Source organism: Shouchella miscanthi, from assembly GCF_007725405.1.
In the GTDB taxonomy this organism is placed as follows: domain Bacteria; phylum Bacillota; class Bacilli; order Bacillales; family Bacillaceae_D; genus Shouchella; species Shouchella hunanensis.
The window spans coordinates 1,879,198-1,894,642 of sequence record NZ_CP042163.1 but is presented as its reverse complement, the minus strand read 5'-3'; the positions used below and the strand labels follow the sequence as shown (position 1 = coordinate 1,894,642).

Below are 15,445 nucleotides of genomic sequence, written 5' to 3'. Positions count from 1 at the left end.
CCATATCACTTCCCTTCTTGACCGTAATAGGCGTGTTCTCCATGCTTACGCAAGTAATGACGATCGAGTAGCGTTTGTGAAATTCCAGATGCTTGAGGGTTTAAGCCGATCGTATTAGAAGCCATTTTCGCTACCTCTTCCAAGACAACCGCATGATAAACGGCTTCTTTCGGAGTACGTCCCCATGTAAAAGGAGCATGCCCGTGAACAAGCACGGCTGGCATCTGCAGCGGGTTTCCTAATTCGAACGTTTCCGCAATTACGTTTCCCGTTTCCCGCTCATAGCTGCCGCGGATTTCTGCTTCTTTCATTTCTCTTGTGCAAGGAATGTCACCGTAAAAATAATCGGCATGTGTTGTACCAAAAGCAGGAATCGATTTTCCAGCCTGGGCCCAACCTGTCGCCCAAGTTGAATGCGTGTGAACAATTCCTCCAATTTCAGCAAAAGTACGGTATAGGACCAGATGCGTTTGGAGATCGGAGGAGGGGCGGAGAGAACCTTCTATTCGTTCTCCATCAAGCGAGACGAGCACCATATCGTCTGGAGTCATGTCTGCATAATCCAGTCCACTAGGCTTAATCGCAACAATATTTCGACTTCTATCAATACCGCTCGCATTCCCCCATGTCATCGTTACAAGTCCATGCTCTGGTAAAGCCATATTCGCATCATATACTTGCTGTTTTAGTTCGGTAAGCATCGCTTCTTCCTCCCTTGTAGTCGTTGTACAAGCGCAAAAGCGTGTAACGATCTCTTAGTAGATGAGCTTCCTTTAAGCTCTGCTCAATCAGGCTTTGTGGAATAGGCACAAGCTCCTTAGACCAGCCTACTTGTTCAAGTTGTGATTGAATGAATTCCACGTCCGGCAATTCTTCAATTAATTGGCGAATCTGCTTTGCTTCTTCCGCACCCATTAAACTGTGAAGTTCTGGCTTGATGATTTCTTTATAGAATTGAGTAATGACTAAGGTTGATAAACCAACTTTAGCACCATGCAATAGCTGTTTCTCCTCATTCTCCAACGCCTTCATTTCCCAATAATGAGACAGATGATGCTCAGCTCCAGAGGCGGGATGAGATTGACCAAAAAGAGCCATTGCCAGCCCGGATAGTAACAGAGCCTCCATTAATCGCTGTACGCCCTTTTCTGTTTTTGTATTAATTTCCTCAACATGGTCAAGACAAGCTTGGAGCGCTTCTTTTGTTCGTTCAGCAACAAAAGCAGAATACGGTTCATTAGTCACAATGGATCCAATGTGCCAATCTAAAAGCGACGTAAATTTCCCAACCATATCCCCAAAACCTGCGGCAATTAAAGCAGGTGGCGCCTTTTGCAATACAGTTATGTCAGCAAACAAAGCAACTGGAGCCACAAGTTGGTACGTCTTTTTCTCCCCTCTCACAACAATCGGTGCCCCGAGCGACGTGAAGCCATCGACTGATGGAGCTGTAGGAATGGAGATGAATGATTTTCCTGTCTTTCCGCTTATAAAGCGAACAAGATCATGAATTGTGCCTGAGCCAACCGCTAAAAGCAGTTCGGTTTCTTCTTTAACGCTTAAAAAAACATCGATTAAGGAGCGTTCATCAGCAAGCACATCGCCGTTTTTATTCGGCTTAACGAGATGAATATTAACAAAAACAGCTTCCTCCTGTAGCAAATCAGTCAATTGGTTTCCTGCTGCCGCGTACGTCTGGCTATCAGCAACAAGCAGAATACTTTGCTTGACCCGACTTGCAACAAATGCTGCTGCTTTTTTTAATGCATTCTTTTCCACAACGATTGTTTCAAGTGGTAAAGGATTAAGCTTTTCTTCTGACCGACTAATGTGCTCTTCTAGTAATCGTAAATTCATATGTACCTCCTTAGCTGAGCGATACTTCCGAGAATAGAAACAGGGCGGATTCTTTGCGGAAGATGATCGGCTTCTACATTGCTAGCGTTACAAATTAAGACAAGCGCTGTTTTCATTCCCTGCAACCGGCCAAATCCAATATTAGATTCTATACGATCACCAACAATGAGACAGCTTTTTGGAACCGCTCGCAAAAAATCAAGGGTCGCTTCTGCCATAAAGCAAGATGGTTTGCCAACAACCAATTTAGTCTTTCTTCCAGTTGCAACTTCAATTATCTCCTTCACCATCTCTATCAATCGATCATCCTGAAAGATGGTTTCATCGATATCAAACAGGATGCCTTCAATGTCTTTAAGCATTTGGAATCCTCACCTCATTTTCCTAATGAGTGTCTATTTTCAACACCTCAGGCTACTATTGATTTGATGGTTTAAGTGGTTTTATCATACATCCGACCATATAAAAGCGCTTTCAATAATCGAACTTATCTTTCAATTGAATGTTTAATATCCTCACTTTTTCTTCTCAATTTTTCGTTATATTGATGCGCTTTTCGATATGCACTAGGCGTACATTGCTCATATTTCTTAAACGTTGTACTGAAATACTGTTGAGAATTCATGCCAATATAATGGGGAATATCCGTAATGCTGATGTCTGTTTCCGCCAGCATTGCTTTTGCTTTCTTCATTCGATAGGAGACGAGGAATTCATGAATCGATGTGCCTGTTGATACTTTAAAGACGCGCTGTAAATATCCAGGGTGTAGATGAACCGCATCCGCAATCTCTGCTACACTCACTTCCCTATCATAGTTCTGATGGATATAAGAAATGACCCTACTCGTGTATTGTTGATCTGTTTCTGTGTAATTAATTTCTGCCAAACCCGCAACACGTATAATATACTCACATATCAATAGTTGCACCATAAAATCGGTTTGTTGGCTTTTTTTATCTACTTCCATAATAAGTCTTCGTAAGCATTGATACGTATCATCAGAATCGTGTAGAAGCATATGTGGTTTCTTATTATCGATCATTAAACGCAAAGCTTCATTTTCTTTATAAACCTCGCAAAACGGAGGAAAAGCTGTTCTACCCTGTTGAAAGGATATCTCAATGTTGAACATTCTGCATTTTTCTTGAACACTGAGCCGATGACTTGTGTTCGCATCTAAGAAAATGATTTGTCCTTTTTTAAGCTGGTAGCTATCGGTCTTTGTTTCTACTTTACAACTGCCTGATAGCACATGCATCAATTCAATTGCTTCATGTGCGTGAGGCTTCATTTCGAATTGACTCCACTCTTTGTAGTAATAGAATTTAACAACTGGATAATAAGGTTCGCTTCTTAGGTCATTATCATAGAAACTCATTTGTGCTCCTTTCAGTTTAAGCGGAGGCAAAGCGCCTCCGCTGCAACTCATTACTCATAATACAAACGGAAAACCATGTCTTGATTGTAGTTGCCAAATGAGGAACCAAATAAAGTGACGCCACCAATTTTCCCGCCGTCCTCTACCGCCACTTTAAATGTCCATACTTTGTTGCGAATAGCCACATCATCAATTGTCACGATTGACAGCTGTTTGCCATCAATAAAGGTCCCTGCTTCGGTAATTCGGATGACCTTTAATAGGCCATATTGATTAATTGTCCGCGGCCACCATGCGGGTGTATATTTACCTGGTTGGTCGCCAAAATCTCCAGGGCTTCTCCATTGACCGAGATTTGTCTCATTTAAATAAAATGAAATATCAGACGGCCAGTTTTCATTCGTAAAAGGCGCTTCTGATGACAATTCTAATGAGATTTGTAATTCTTTTGGTTTCTCTCCAGCATGCATAAAGTTAGATAGCTTGTATTCAACAAACCCTTTATAAAACCACAAGATTTTTGCATTTACCCTCATGGGGTCAAGGAAATACCTTGGCTCATCAAACTCCCCAATAATTGCTTCGCCAGTCGCTAGTCCACACGTTGGTTCTACTTGAAAATCAGTGAAATGGCCAACGGATACATGGCTTTCATGATAAGAACGGACAGAGGTAGCGCCTTCTGGGAATAGAATTCCTGCTTGTTTCACCCGTAGTTTGCATACCTTCTGCATGCCAGCTCTTCCGCGCACTTGCTCGGTTTGAATCAATCCTGCTTTTTCTAGTTTTTGCACATGTTTCGTCATGATAGCACTGCTCACTTGCTGTGATTCAGCGAGCTCACGAATATTCAGTGCCCGTTCTGCTAGCAGACGCAATACATTTAAGCGTATTCGGCTTGCTAACGCTTCATAGACAGGAAGCGAATGTTCTGTTAAATCTAATTCTAGTTCCATTTCTCCACCCATTTTCTACTATCTGCTCATTAGTCTAAGTATAATGAATGGAGCTAGACGCAACAACCCTAGCCCATTACCAGCTCTTATTTGCAGGACAATTTTTTGCTGCCAACCTTGCTCGAAAATGAATGTAACATCCGCATAACCCACATGTATTATCGTCAATCAACTGCTCACAGCTTTCACAGATGGCTAATCGACTTACAGCTACTTCCTCACTCACTAAATTGGTTTCAAGTGCCAATTGCTCAGCAATTTGCTGCTGGATCTCGCTTTTACCCAGTTTTTCTGGGCATCTATGGCAGCTCATACAAGTGAAAAGACGGCAACTGACATGGGTGGCATTGCTGCAATAAGCTGATTATTTTCCATCTTAAAGTCTGTAAACGGTTTAGGACTGACTCGATTAGGCTGCTCAAACGTATTATGAGCATCTCGTCTGTCACCGGTTAAAATCGTTGCTTGCCACTGAACTGAATCAGCCTCTCCGTTAATGGCTAGTTCTAGGGACACAGGTTCCCATTGGGAGAGATTACAGACACTAATATGTGTCTTGCCCAAGGGATCAGAAGATGCCGATAGATGTAATCCTTCCCCGATTAGCTCAATAGGTAAGACTCTCCCACCTTGGTGGACTTTATAAAGATCAAACACATGGTAAGTAGGCGTTTTAAGCATCTTGTCGCCTTCTGTCAAAACAATCGACTGAAGCACGTTTATTGTTTGTGCTAAATTAGCCATGTGCACACGGTCTGCATGGTGATTAAAAATATTCAAGGTCACACCTGCAACAAGCGCATCGCGGATACTGTTTTGTTGGAACAAGAAGCCCGGATTTGTTCCAGGTTCCACATCGTACCAAGTGCCCCACTCGTCTACGATTAAACCAACACGTTTTTCTGGGTCGTATTCGTCCATTATCGCGCTATGTTTTGTAATTAATTCGTCCATATGCAGTGCTTTCTGAATCGTCTCATCCCATTCCTGTTCACTGAACCCTGTGGCAGCCCCTTTGTTTTGCCATGTACTAGGCACCGTATAATAATGTAAAGTCAGTCCGTCCATAAACGCTGCCGCTTGTTTCATTAAAACCTCCGTCCAGTTGTAATCATCGACATTTGCACCACAGGCAATTTTATAAATGGGTTTGTCGCCGTATTTTCGCACATAGGTTTGATAACGTCTGTATAAATCAGCATAATACTCTGGGCGCATATGACCACCACAACCCCAGCTTTCATTACCGACACCGAAGTAAGGAAGGTCCCACGGTTCAGCTCGGCCGTTTTTCGCCCGCTGGTCTGCCAGCGGACTTCCCTCTGAAGCAGTTAAATATTCCACCCATTCCTGCATCTCAAGCACTTCGCCGCTACCCACATTTCCATTAATATACGGGGCTGCTCCAATCTCTTCGCATAACAACATAAATTCATGCGTGCCAAATTGATTCGTTTCCACCGTTCCGCCCCAATGGGTATTAACCATTTTCCTTCTTTTTTCACGGGGGCCAATGCCATCTTTCCAATGATACTCATCGGCAAAACACCCTCCTGGCCAGCGTAAAACCGGGATTTGCAGCTCTTTCAACGCTGTTAATACATCCGTTCGGAGTCCCTTTTTATTCGGAATGAGGGAGTCTTCACCAACCCAGATCCCTTCGTATATACATCTCCCCAAATGTTCAGCAAAATGCCCGTAAATGGCTGAATTAATCTTAGATCCAGCTTTCTCTAAATCAATGGTAGCTCTGACACTGTTTGTCATATCGTTTCAGCCTCTCTCGTTGAATCGATTATTTGATTTGTACGTTCAAATGCGCGCAAGCTAACATGTGTTGTAATCCAAGCGAATAGACTTCCACCAAAGCACACTGCAGCCGGTGGAACCAGTAAGAATAAAATCAAACTTATGCTTAAAAAAAGTCCCATTATAAGCGCATAAGACAGCGAAGCGATGGCGTACAGCATGACATTTTTCAAAAATGGATAGAGGGATTGCTTAGGGTAATGGACGAAAGCAGGACCGATAAACAGCAGCATTAATCCGTACACAATCAGGCACAAAATAAGAAATGCCGCTACTGCTTGAGAACCAGTAAACGCAAGCTGCATCACGATCATATAATCGAGAACAAGAACAGCTCCTATGCTTAAAACCGTGTAGCCAAGTTTGTTCGCCTGCCAAAAAAAGCGCTTCCACTCTATGAAGAACAAAGGAACAAGTGAAAAATCATCTTCATCCATGCACCATTTCCTCATTACCACAAACATTGCTCGCAGCGCTGGAAAAAAACCTAAAACCACGCCGCCTAGTAAGGAAAAACCAAGCCAAAGACCATTTACATAAGCTAAGCGCACGATCCAGTCGCAAATACGCAAGGCAATTCCTCTTAAACCAGCAGCCTCCAAAAATCATCACCCTTTCCCTTTGATTTCACCCTTTTATTCCCGAGAAACTTACCCCTTTTACAATCTGCTTCTCAAAAAAGAGGAATGCAATAATGACAGGTAGTGATGCAATGGCGTTTACAGTCATCGGCAATATATACGTTTCTGAATAATTTGAGTTAAACATCGGTATACCGACTGGCAGCGTATAAAGAGCCTCAGAAATAATCGCTAAATATGGCCAGAGAAAATTGTTCCATGAACCGATAAAGGTTAAAATTCCTACCGCCGCCACCGCAGCTTTTGCAAGGGGTAATACAATACTCCAATACAGGCGGAAATCGCTACAGCCATCTAGCCTAGCACTTTCAATTAGCTCATTTGGAACTCCATCAAAGAAGCTCTTTAAGATAATGACACCAAGAGGAGCAGCAATACCAGGAAGAATTAAGCCCGCATACGTATCAAGCAAACCCATTGATCCGACTATTTCATAAAGGGGGATGATCATTGCTTCTCCCGGCACCATTAACCCAGCAAGAAAGAATAGGTAAAGTGCTTTTCGATAGCGAAAGCGCATTTTCGAAAAAGCGAATGCCGCCATTGATGTTAATACAAGCGTCAGCAAAGTCGTCACCGCGCCAACAAAGAAGCTATTCCAAATCCATAAAAACACGTCGCTCCCGGCAATGATGTTGACGTAGTTGCTAAATGTATAGGGCGGCAAAAACCAATCGATGGCTGAGCTTGCTGCCGTTCCCTCTGGCTTCATTGACACAAAAAACATCCAGACGATGGGGAATAAAAAGGCAAGCGCAGACAGAAAAGCAATAGACACCTTTAACCAGCGAAACGGATCGCGTTTTGTTGTCAGCACAGACTGGCTCATAGCATTCTCCCCTCTTTTCCGCCTAAGCGCAATTGAATAACAGACAGCACCAACAACACCATAAACAATAGATAAGACATCGCTGCAGCGTAACCTAAATCATAACGTTGGAAGCCCATTTCATAGATGTACAAGATGATTGGCCGTGTTGTTGTCCCGGGCCCTCCATCAGTAATTAAAAGAATTTGTGCAAAAACTTTAAACGAAGCAAGGACTTGGAGCAGTAAGATTAAGCGACCAATTGGGAGAAGCTGTGGCAGTGTGATCTGCCAAAACATCTGCTGCCTTGTTGCCCCGTCAACTTCAGCAGCTTCATATAGTTCATCAGGAATTCCTTGGAGCGCCGTTAAAAATAAAATCATATTAAAACCGACCGTCCACCAGAGCGTGACTGCGATAATACTCACCCAAGCAAGTGAAGGGGTCGCTAGCCAAAACGGTTCTGCATCAAGACCGACGGCCTGTAAGAGATTATTCACAACGCCGGTGTATGGCTGAAGCATGAAGATCGCGACAAACGAGATAACCGATACACTCAAAATGCTTGGGATAAAGAAGGAGCCCCGAAAAAACGTTTGCAGGCGCGTATTTAAATTCGCCATTAGCGCTAGCCCTAAAGCAAGAATGACCATTGTCGGCGTTGACAACAGAACGAATAATGAGGTGTTGCCAAATGCTTCCCAGAAATTCGGATCACTTAACACATTGATGTAATGGGTCAGCCCAATAAACTCTTGCTGTTCAATTAACGTCCAATTAAAGAAGCTCATCTGCATCCCTTTAAAGATTGGGTAAATCGTAAAAAGCACATAAGCAACAAAGAAAGCAAGCAAAAACGGAACGGGACGGAGATCGTCTTTCCACGTTAACTTTTTCATTTCATGCCCTCCTCAGCGGGTACTTGCCACAGCTTATTGTCTTGTCGTTACAGCAAGAGCCTTCAACATTTGATCAATTCCAGCTTCTGGCGTTAGGCGATTGCTCATAATCTCATCTAGCGCACGAATCATGTCTGTTTCAGCTGGATTTTGATAAATCGTTTTGTTTGTAAACACGACCTTTGATGCGACCTCCGCATAATCTGCGCGAAACGGCTGGTCTTGGAATTCAGATGACTCTACCACATCGGTTCGAGCGGGTATATGACCTGCCTTCGCCCACTCAGCCCCTTCATCGCTAACGAACGAAATAAATTCAGCAATCGCTTGTTTTCGCTCAGAAGATTGTTCTTCTTTAATCGGAACAATCAATGTATGTGCGTCACCTTGGGCAGCTTCAACATCAAATGATTGAGGAATTGGCATGGCCGTAAAATTTAGATCAGCAGCTTCCCAGATGCCCGTTGCCCATACACCCGTCATCATCCCAACGGCGTTTCCAGCCTGAAAGGTTTCATAAAAATCACCAATATGCATCGGGATAACATCTCCGAAGAAATTATGAATGTATTCCGCAGCTTGAATTGCTATGTCTCGATCTAATGTAATTTCAGGTTCACGCAAATCATCTGAGAAGATTGGAGTTCCACCCATTTGGAAGTAGACGGTCCACCACCACCGATACGTATCGACACCTCCTGTTGAAATGGCTAATGGGGTCTTATCAGGGAGCGCTTCTTTCGCTGCCGCAAAATAATCCGATAATCCCGTTGGAGTCAACTCGATCTCAGGCAGTCCTTGCTCATTCAGCAAACCCGCTTCTTCTGCTAAATCTGTATTGATATAGAGAATAAATGGGTGTGTATCAATTGGAACAGCATAGAGCTCATCCTCTACTTCGACGGCATCACGAATATTCTCAGGGAACCGATTAAAATCTAACCCAGCTCCCGTCATCATCTCCTCAACCGGCTGCAACAGTCCTTGATTCATTAACTGTGGCAAGGAAGCCGCATGGGAAATGCCAATATCCGGTCCACGATCAGCTGCTACGCTCGTAACAATCTTGGTGTAATAGTCATCCCAATCCTGCAAAATGATGTCAACATATACTTCATCTTGACTGCTGTTATACTCGTCAACAATCGCTTCCATGTAGGACAAATCCCCGCCTGACAGGAACACCCAATAATCGAGCTTTATTCTTCCATCTGCCATTGTGTCAGCTGAGCGTGTACAACCGCTCAACAGCGCAACCGCACATGCCGCAACGATCCAGTACTTGGAATGCTTCATTGAAACGACCTCTTTTCTTCATCATTTAAAAAAAGATAGCGCTTACAAATAAAGAAATGCGAACGAGCTGCTAATTATGATCTTTTTTCTAGACGTATGACATGCCACGAAGCCGCAGAAAAATGAGCAGTTACTTTACCGTCTCCAACTTTTGCATCTCCATTTGAATGCGGCTTAACTTGTTCATTCCTCTTCGTATTAACCGCTTTCAAATCCTTGTTTTCAAGAACAATATGCTCTTTAATCTGATACGATTCAAATCCACGAACATCAATCGTCACCGTTAAAGAATCATCTAGATGGCGATTTAAGCCAAAAATGGTTAGTTGCTCGCTCTCTTCGTTATAGACAACTGCTGTATCAAGCTGCGGCACATCTGTGTACGCTTTTGTATCGTAATGAGGAGTCTGTACAACTGGCTGCAGCGACACGCCTCTTCCAAATACAGACACATGCATGTATGGATAAAAAATGGTTTGACGCCATGCCGGTCCGCCGTTTTCTGTCATAATCGGCGCTATGACATTAACAAGCTGTGCTAAGCAAGCCATTTTGACTCGATCCGCCCGCTTTAAAAAGCTCATTAACATCGATCCCACTAAAAGTGCATCTTCAAAGTTGTAGACATCTTCCAACTGTGGCGGAGCGATTGACCAAGGTTCCATTTTACTATCTGCTTCTCGCGAGTGATACCAAACATTCCATTCATCAAAGCTAAGATACATCGTTTTTTTGCTGCGCTTCTTTGCTTTTATATAATCACATGTAGCAATAACGGTTTCTATAAATCGATCCATCTCAAGTGTTTTCGCTAAATAACTTGCTGAATCATTCGATGTATTGCCGTAATATTGATGCAAAGAAATATAGTCAACTTCTTCGTACGTATGTTCAAGGGTCGTTGCCTCCCATTCAGGAAATGTCGGCATATCAATATTTGAACTGCCACAAGCAACTAATTCAATCGACGGGTCAACAAGCCTCATTGCTTTTGCTGTTTCATTTGCAAGTCTACCGTACTCCTCTGCTGTTTTATGCCCAATTTGCCAAGGTCCATCCATTTCATTTCCCAAGCACCACGTCTTAATACGATGTGGTTGCTTATATCCATGACTTGCGCGAAGATCACTGTAATAACTTCCTTCAGGATGATTGCAATATTCGAGCAAATTACGAGCAGCATCGACGCCCCGCGTACCAAGGTTCACAGCCATCATAACTTCGGCATTTGCCTGTTTTGCCCAAGTGGCAAATTCGTTCGTCCCAACATAATTCGGCTCAAGCACACGCCAAGCAAGCTCAAGCTTTTTTGGCCGATTTTCAAGCGGTCCAACACCGTCCTCCCAATTGTAGCCGGAAACCATATTTCCACCCGGATATCTAACAATTGGTACGTGTAGTTCTTTGACTAAATCCAATACATCTTGACGGAAACCTTCTTTTGTTGCAGAAGCATGATCAGGTTCATAGACACCTCCGTATACAGCTCGACCTAAGTGTTCAATAAAGGATCCATAGATTCTCGGATCAATCTCCCCAATAACAAATGAAGGATCAATTGTCATGTTTGCTTTTTTTTTCGTTCCCATGTGCACTCTCCTTATAGTTAACTTTTTTGTTAATTAAAAATAGATACATTACTTATAGTGGATTATACTTCGGCGTGATTATTCAGTCAACTTTTATATGTTTAATTTTTCTAACTATTCTATCTCTAAAAACCAAAAAAAGCATACTCTTTATGAGTACGCTCTTTGTAAAGAACAACCTTATTTTTACAGACTCGTCATGGATCCCATTTATTGCTTTGCTTACTGACTTACTATTCGTTATTTTTTTCACGGAAAGGAACACGTTCTCTCTTCACATATTCATCAGTCGCTTTTAAGGCTTGAATGGCGGCTGAAATATAGTGAGTGAACTGTTGTTCCTTATCTTGACCAAGTTGTTTTTCAATGGCAGCTGGAATTCGTTCAAAATTATCAATGAGTAAATATGTTGTCATGCCGTGTTTCGTTAAAATACCATTTAACCATATGGCATAATCAACAAACACTTGTGAATCACGAATTGCATACGCTGCTTCTAAATGGCGAAAATGGTGTTCATTGTCTTCAATCGTATGCTTCCAGCCCTTCTCGCCGTATCGCTCAACTAAGCTTGGAAAATCATGATAAATGGATTGAGCAATCGATTGGACGATCGGTTCATAATAATGAGGCAGGCGTTCATTCATTGATAATCACCTCGAACTGGCGAACTGTTGGTACAATATTCGCTAGCTCTTGATCTGGGTATTTCTTCTCCAAATCATGGATATCTTTAAACTCTTGACTCCGTACCCATTCAAGATAATCTTCTTTCGTTTCAAATTGTAGCTCTACAGTTAACTCACCCGGTCGCTTATGATGCTGTAACAGACGGAAGGAAACAAACCCATTGGCGGAATCAACTTTTTTAGAACGATTGCGATAGATAGCTATAACTTCTTCTGCCTTATCCTCTGGTGCTTTGAAAGTAGAATGAACCACATACATGTTAAATTCTCCTTTTATTCGTTTAATACTGTCTTTGCGGCAAACTCAACCGTTTGATCGTCCATTGGTGGATTGTGTAACCCAGCACGAACATTGCGATAATACCTTGATAAAGGTGAAGCATGTGCTAGACTTTGTGCCCCCACTACTTTCATTGAAAGATCCACCATGTTAATTGCATGTTGGACAACACTATGCTTTGTCATCATAAACGACAAATGCATTGTTTTACGTTCGTCTATAGATGCTTCATCCCATTGTTTTGAAACACCATAGAGAATGCTTTGACTTTGCTGATAAAGCAGCATCGCTTCGCCTAGTCGTTGGCGAACAGTCGGAATCGTCGCAATCGGTTTTCCTATACTATTTGGTGCATACGTACGGGCGTACGTAGCGGCTTCTTGAATTGCTGCGTAACCAATTCCTAAGTAACATGCGGGAATGTGCAAAAGCCACGCTTGAGGCAGTTCCTTTCGTACTTGGACTTTTAAAAGCGCATCTTCTTGTAATATGACTTGATCCAATACAAGGTCATGACTTCCTGTTGAGCCCATTGCAACCATATCCCAAGTTGGGTTGATCGTTACGCCCTCTGTGCCTTTTTTTATTAGAAATACGCCTGTTGATCCATCTTCTTCAATTGTCGCAAGCACAAGGTAATAATCAAGATGTTCGGCAAGAGTGTAGAACGTTTTTTCTCCGTTAATCAGCCAGCCTTCAGACGTTTTTTTAGCTGATGTTTGAAAAACGCCACCTCTCGTTGGACTTCCTGTAGCTTTTTCAGTGGCTGCGGTATTTAGTAAAAGGCCATTGTTTACAACAGCTTTAAGCACGTGCTGACGATGGATTTTAGGCCAGTTTTTCTCTTGCGCTTCTTGATACATGGTTCCCATATGCCAGCCAATGCTCAAAGCAGTCGGACCATCTTCTCTAGCGATAAGCTCTTGTAGGCGAAGCCATTCCGAAAGCGGTACTTCCAAGCCACCAAATTCCTTCTCCACTGCTAAAGCAGCATAGCCGCAGTCTCGCAAAACTTGTATGTTTTCAATAGGTACCGTTTGCTTTCGATCATGTTGTGCCCCTATTTTATTAAACGGTTTTATGTGCTTCAGCAATCGTTCCTCTCTTTCATTTGCTGACGACGTTTTTAATAAATCCACTCCTGTGCCACTCCTTTTCTACTTTATTCGCAACTACATTCTGTTGACTTTCAACTAATGTTAAATGAAAAAAATGATAGAATCATGTTTTACCTAATCCATCCTCGGCTATGAACATTAAAAAGGAGTGTGAAGCAAGATGCCTTGGGACATGAAACAATACCCACCTGCTTTAAAACAGATGAAAGCACCAATAAAGAAAAAAGCGATCGAAATTGGGAATGCCATGCTAGATGACGGTTATGAAGAAAAAGATGCGATTCCAATTGCGATTTCGCAGGCAAAAAGCTGGTACGAGGATACACCTAAGGAGGATGTTGATCAGTTTTACAAACATGGTCAAATGAAACCATCAAAAAACAGGGAAAAACAATCCTCTCCAACGTTAAATGAACGCAATCAGCTTGTTAAAAAAAGAGACGATGGCTGGGCCGTTCAAGCGGAAGGTGCACAAAAACCTAGCCACGTGTATAAGACGAAAAAAGAAGCTGTTCAACGCGCAAAAGACATTGCTGAAAATAAAGGAACTGACGTTACATTTCAATGATAAAGGAACGCTTGGACTTGTTGGATTGGAACAGCAAGTCCCTCTCCACGGGTTCTCTCCTCTAGCGAGCGGGCATATATAATGCCAATGACTTCTCCTTCTTGAGAAAGGACTGGCGAGCCGCTGTGTCCAGGATACACATCGTTTGTAATCGACAATCGTTGGTAATCTCCTACTTCTTCAGACACTTCCCCTTCATTTGCAATAAAGGAGTGGGTTTGAGGATGACCAATAACAATAACATTTTCATGTAAAAAGGAAGTTGGTTCAGCGAGCTTTAACGGTTGAAACAATTGATTTTCAGCGTCTACACGCAGTAGAGCAAGGTCCTTTTCAATGTCGTGTTTTATCGATTCCGCTTCATATCTTTTTCCGTCGGCTGTTACAATCCACAAGGGACCTTGCTCGTCACTAACGTGATGATTGGTTAACACGTCACCCTCCTCACTCACAAAGAAACCGGTCCCGTGTCCAGTGTTTGTTTCAACGACGACGACACTGCTTTGCCAAGCTTCAATTGCCTCATCATTAAACAATGATTCGCTTTCCCGTATATAGTGCCATGCGTTTAAAGAATAATGCTCAAATAAAAAGGATACCGTCTGAACAAATAATGCTAAAGCTACTACCATAGCAATTATTCGAAAAAAACGTCTTCTTCCTTTCTTTTCTTTCTTAGGTTCATCCTCTAAGAAGTCACTTAACGGTGGCTCTTCCTCATAGTTATGTGAGTCGTTACTCAAATCGCTCAAACGCTTCTTTTAAAATTTGCTTAACCGAACTAGCTGTTTGAATTGTTTCCAATTGGTTTCCTCCCTTGAGAACCGATTGAATGGCAAGCCCAGGTGCCATACCACATAAAACAAGTTCAGCTCCAATAAGCTTTAGAACATCTCTTAACTGAAAAATCCCTTCTACAACAAATGCATCATAGTGCGTTAGGCCAGATAAATCAATGACAAGCTTTTTTATACCTAAACGCACGGTTTCTTGTGTGACCGTATCAAACATAAGATCAAACCGCTCTTTATTCATCTCTCCGATAAGAGGCAGTACTGCTAATCCATCCAATAAAGGAACAATCGGCGTTGAAATGGATTGAATGCGTTGTACGGAACGCTCATATTCTTTCTTTGCCATGACTTGTTCCGTAATATCCCTTTGCACACCTACAAAATAAAGCTTGTCTTGGTCTTCTATATAAACAGGGTCAATCGTTAGTTCATTCCAAAATAACGTTCCGTCTTTCGTATAATTGGCTATTTCAATCAAGACTGGTTTTCTTTCTTTTATCGCCTCTCGAAGTAAATCAATCTTATTACGATCTGTTTCCTCACCTTGCAAGAAACGACAGTTTGTCCCTAAGACTTCTTCGACTTCATAACCTGTCATTTTCGTAAAACCCTCACTTACATAGACAATTGGATTGTCTTTAAGATCTGGATCTGTAATTAAAATGCCTACTCGTGTATAGTCTAAAACTTTCACTAATAGTTCCGCTTGCTTAGCAACCTCTTCCAACATGTTCTTCATGCCTCCTACAACGCATACGTT

General features: G+C 42.3%; 18 protein-coding genes. 1 reads left to right on the top strand and 17 read right to left on the bottom strand.

From position 1 onward, the window contains the following. Positions 1 to 5: 5 nt before the first annotated feature. The 15 genes from FPV17_RS09655 to FPV17_RS09585 all read right to left on the bottom strand — a co-directional run bounded on the left by FPV17_RS09655 (position 6) and on the right by FPV17_RS09585 (position 13,344). Complete coding sequence (locus FPV17_RS09655) at positions 6 to 701, bottom strand: L-ribulose-5-phosphate 4-epimerase (RefSeq protein ID WP_035394015.1); 696 nt, start codon at positions 699 to 701, stop codon at positions 6 to 8. Then, positions 670 to 1,857, bottom strand: a complete 1,188-nt coding sequence (locus tag FPV17_RS09650; RefSeq protein ID WP_144558851.1) for a sn-glycerol-1-phosphate dehydrogenase — start codon at positions 1,855 to 1,857, stop codon at positions 670 to 672. The genes FPV17_RS09655 and FPV17_RS09650 overlap by 32 nt, the downstream gene beginning before the upstream one ends. Next, entirely contained in the window at positions 1,854 to 2,219 is a 366-nt protein-coding gene (locus FPV17_RS09645) for an HAD hydrolase-like protein (RefSeq protein WP_144558850.1), read from the bottom strand. Before FPV17_RS09645 ends, FPV17_RS09650 begins: the two co-directional genes overlap by 4 nt. 125 nt (positions 2,220 to 2,344) lie before the next feature. Next, positions 2,345 to 3,238 (bottom strand): helix-turn-helix domain-containing protein, encoded by an 894-nt coding sequence (locus tag FPV17_RS09640; protein ID WP_186370773.1) that lies wholly within the window; start codon positions 3,236 to 3,238, stop codon positions 2,345 to 2,347. A 50-nt stretch (positions 3,239 to 3,288) separates the two neighbouring features. Further along, positions 3,289 to 4,194 carry an ArsR/SmtB family transcription factor gene (locus FPV17_RS09635; protein ID WP_035394167.1) on the bottom strand — a complete coding sequence of 302 codons (906 nt, stop codon included), beginning with the start codon at positions 4,192 to 4,194 and terminating at the stop codon, positions 3,289 to 3,291. A 76-nt stretch (positions 4,195 to 4,270) separates the two neighbouring features. After that, positions 4,271 to 4,507, bottom strand: a complete 237-nt coding sequence (locus FPV17_RS22220; protein ID WP_144558848.1) for a DUF6171 family protein — start codon at positions 4,505 to 4,507, stop codon at positions 4,271 to 4,273. Continuing rightward, positions 4,504 to 5,961, bottom strand: a complete 1,458-nt coding sequence (locus tag FPV17_RS09625; RefSeq protein WP_144558847.1) for an alpha-N-arabinofuranosidase — start codon at positions 5,959 to 5,961, stop codon at positions 4,504 to 4,506. Before FPV17_RS09625 ends, FPV17_RS22220 begins: the two co-directional genes overlap by 4 nt. Further along, entirely contained in the window at positions 5,958 to 6,605 is a 648-nt protein-coding gene (locus FPV17_RS09620) for a YesL family protein (protein ID WP_144558846.1), read from the bottom strand. The genes FPV17_RS09625 and FPV17_RS09620 overlap by 4 nt, the downstream gene beginning before the upstream one ends. Before the next feature lie 25 nt (positions 6,606 to 6,630). Continuing rightward, the gene (locus tag FPV17_RS09615; RefSeq protein ID WP_035394021.1) at positions 6,631 to 7,473 is read right to left on the bottom strand and encodes a carbohydrate ABC transporter permease; all 843 of its coding nucleotides are present in this window, start codon (positions 7,471 to 7,473) and stop codon (positions 6,631 to 6,633) included. Then, positions 7,470 to 8,351, bottom strand: a complete 882-nt coding sequence (locus FPV17_RS09610) for a carbohydrate ABC transporter permease (RefSeq protein ID WP_144558845.1) — start codon at positions 8,349 to 8,351, stop codon at positions 7,470 to 7,472. The genes FPV17_RS09615 and FPV17_RS09610 overlap by 4 nt, the downstream gene beginning before the upstream one ends. A gap of 33 nt (positions 8,352 to 8,384) precedes the next feature. Next, positions 8,385 to 9,647: an extracellular solute-binding protein gene (locus tag FPV17_RS09605; RefSeq protein WP_144558844.1), complete on the bottom strand. Its 1,263-nt coding sequence runs from the start codon at positions 9,645 to 9,647 to the stop codon at positions 8,385 to 8,387. Positions 9,648 to 9,721: 74 nt separating this feature from the next. Further along, positions 9,722 to 11,236: an arabinosylfuranosidase ArfA gene (arfA, locus tag FPV17_RS09600; protein WP_144558843.1), complete on the bottom strand. Its 1,515-nt coding sequence runs from the start codon at positions 11,234 to 11,236 to the stop codon at positions 9,722 to 9,724. A 233-nt stretch (positions 11,237 to 11,469) separates the two neighbouring features. Further along, positions 11,470 to 11,883, bottom strand: a complete 414-nt coding sequence (locus FPV17_RS09595; protein WP_246117162.1) for a hypothetical protein — start codon at positions 11,881 to 11,883, stop codon at positions 11,470 to 11,472. Further along, positions 11,876 to 12,184, bottom strand: coding sequence for an antibiotic biosynthesis monooxygenase family protein (locus tag FPV17_RS09590; protein ID WP_144558842.1), 309 nt, complete (start codon positions 12,182 to 12,184; stop codon positions 11,876 to 11,878). The genes FPV17_RS09595 and FPV17_RS09590 overlap by 8 nt, the downstream gene beginning before the upstream one ends. Before the next feature lie 14 nt (positions 12,185 to 12,198). After that, positions 12,199 to 13,344, bottom strand: coding sequence for an acyl-CoA dehydrogenase family protein (locus FPV17_RS09585; protein ID WP_144558841.1), 1,146 nt, complete (start codon positions 13,342 to 13,344; stop codon positions 12,199 to 12,201). 139 nt (positions 13,345 to 13,483) lie between these two features. On the opposite strand from FPV17_RS09585, the gene FPV17_RS09580 reads away from it, so the two are divergent. Beyond that, entirely contained in the window at positions 13,484 to 13,891 is a 408-nt protein-coding gene (locus FPV17_RS09580; RefSeq protein ID WP_144558840.1) for a DUF2188 domain-containing protein, read from the top strand. On the opposite strand, the gene FPV17_RS09575 is transcribed toward FPV17_RS09580, so the two are convergent. Both FPV17_RS09575 and ytvA read right to left on the bottom strand, forming a co-directional pair. After that, positions 13,885 to 14,634, bottom strand: coding sequence for a S1 family peptidase (locus FPV17_RS09575; RefSeq protein ID WP_144558839.1), 750 nt, complete (start codon positions 14,632 to 14,634; stop codon positions 13,885 to 13,887). The genes FPV17_RS09580 and FPV17_RS09575 overlap by 7 nt on opposite strands. Continuing rightward, entirely contained in the window at positions 14,627 to 15,424 is a 798-nt protein-coding gene (gene ytvA / locus FPV17_RS09570) for a YtvA family blue-light photoreceptor (RefSeq protein ID WP_144558838.1), read from the bottom strand. Before ytvA ends, FPV17_RS09575 begins: the two co-directional genes overlap by 8 nt. Positions 15,425 to 15,445 lie beyond the last annotated feature (21 nt).

Bases quoted from the DNA above. Each gene is read 5' to 3' on its own strand.
- FPV17_RS09655 (WP_035394015.1), bottom strand. From the start codon at position 701: ATGCTTACCGAACTAAAACAGCAAGTATATGATGCGAATATGGCTTTA.
- FPV17_RS09650 (WP_144558851.1), bottom strand. From the start codon at position 1,857: ATGAATTTACGATTACTAGAAGAGCACATTAGTCGGTCAGAAGAAAAG.
- FPV17_RS09645 (WP_144558850.1), bottom strand. From the start codon at position 2,219: ATGCTTAAAGACATTGAAGGCATCCTGTTTGATATCGATGAAACCATC.
- FPV17_RS09640 (WP_186370773.1), bottom strand. From the start codon at position 3,238: ATGAGTTTCTATGATAATGACCTAAGAAGCGAACCTTATTATCCAGTT.
- FPV17_RS09635 (WP_035394167.1), bottom strand. From the start codon at position 4,194: ATGGAACTAGAATTAGATTTAACAGAACATTCGCTTCCTGTCTATGAA.
- FPV17_RS22220 (WP_144558848.1), bottom strand. From the start codon at position 4,507: ATGAGCTGCCATAGATGCCCAGAAAAACTGGGTAAAAGCGAGATCCAG.
- FPV17_RS09625 (WP_144558847.1), bottom strand. From the start codon at position 5,961: ATGACAAACAGTGTCAGAGCTACCATTGATTTAGAGAAAGCTGGATCT.
- FPV17_RS09615 (WP_035394021.1), bottom strand. From the start codon at position 7,473: ATGAGCCAGTCTGTGCTGACAACAAAACGCGATCCGTTTCGCTGGTTA.
- FPV17_RS09610 (WP_144558845.1), bottom strand. From the start codon at position 8,351: ATGAAAAAGTTAACGTGGAAAGACGATCTCCGTCCCGTTCCGTTTTTG.
- FPV17_RS09605 (WP_144558844.1), bottom strand. From the start codon at position 9,647: ATGAAGCATTCCAAGTACTGGATCGTTGCGGCATGTGCGGTTGCGCTG.
- arfA (WP_144558843.1), bottom strand. From the start codon at position 11,236: ATGGGAACGAAAAAAAAAGCAAACATGACAATTGATCCTTCATTTGTT.
- FPV17_RS09595 (WP_246117162.1), bottom strand. From the start codon at position 11,883: ATGAATGAACGCCTGCCTCATTATTATGAACCGATCGTCCAATCGATT.
- FPV17_RS09590 (WP_144558842.1), bottom strand. From the start codon at position 12,184: ATGTATGTGGTTCATTCTACTTTCAAAGCACCAGAGGATAAGGCAGAA.
- FPV17_RS09580 (WP_144558840.1), top strand. From the start codon at position 13,484: ATGCCTTGGGACATGAAACAATACCCACCTGCTTTAAAACAGATGAAA.
- ytvA (WP_144558838.1), bottom strand. From the start codon at position 15,424: ATGAAGAACATGTTGGAAGAGGTTGCTAAGCAAGCGGAACTATTAGTG.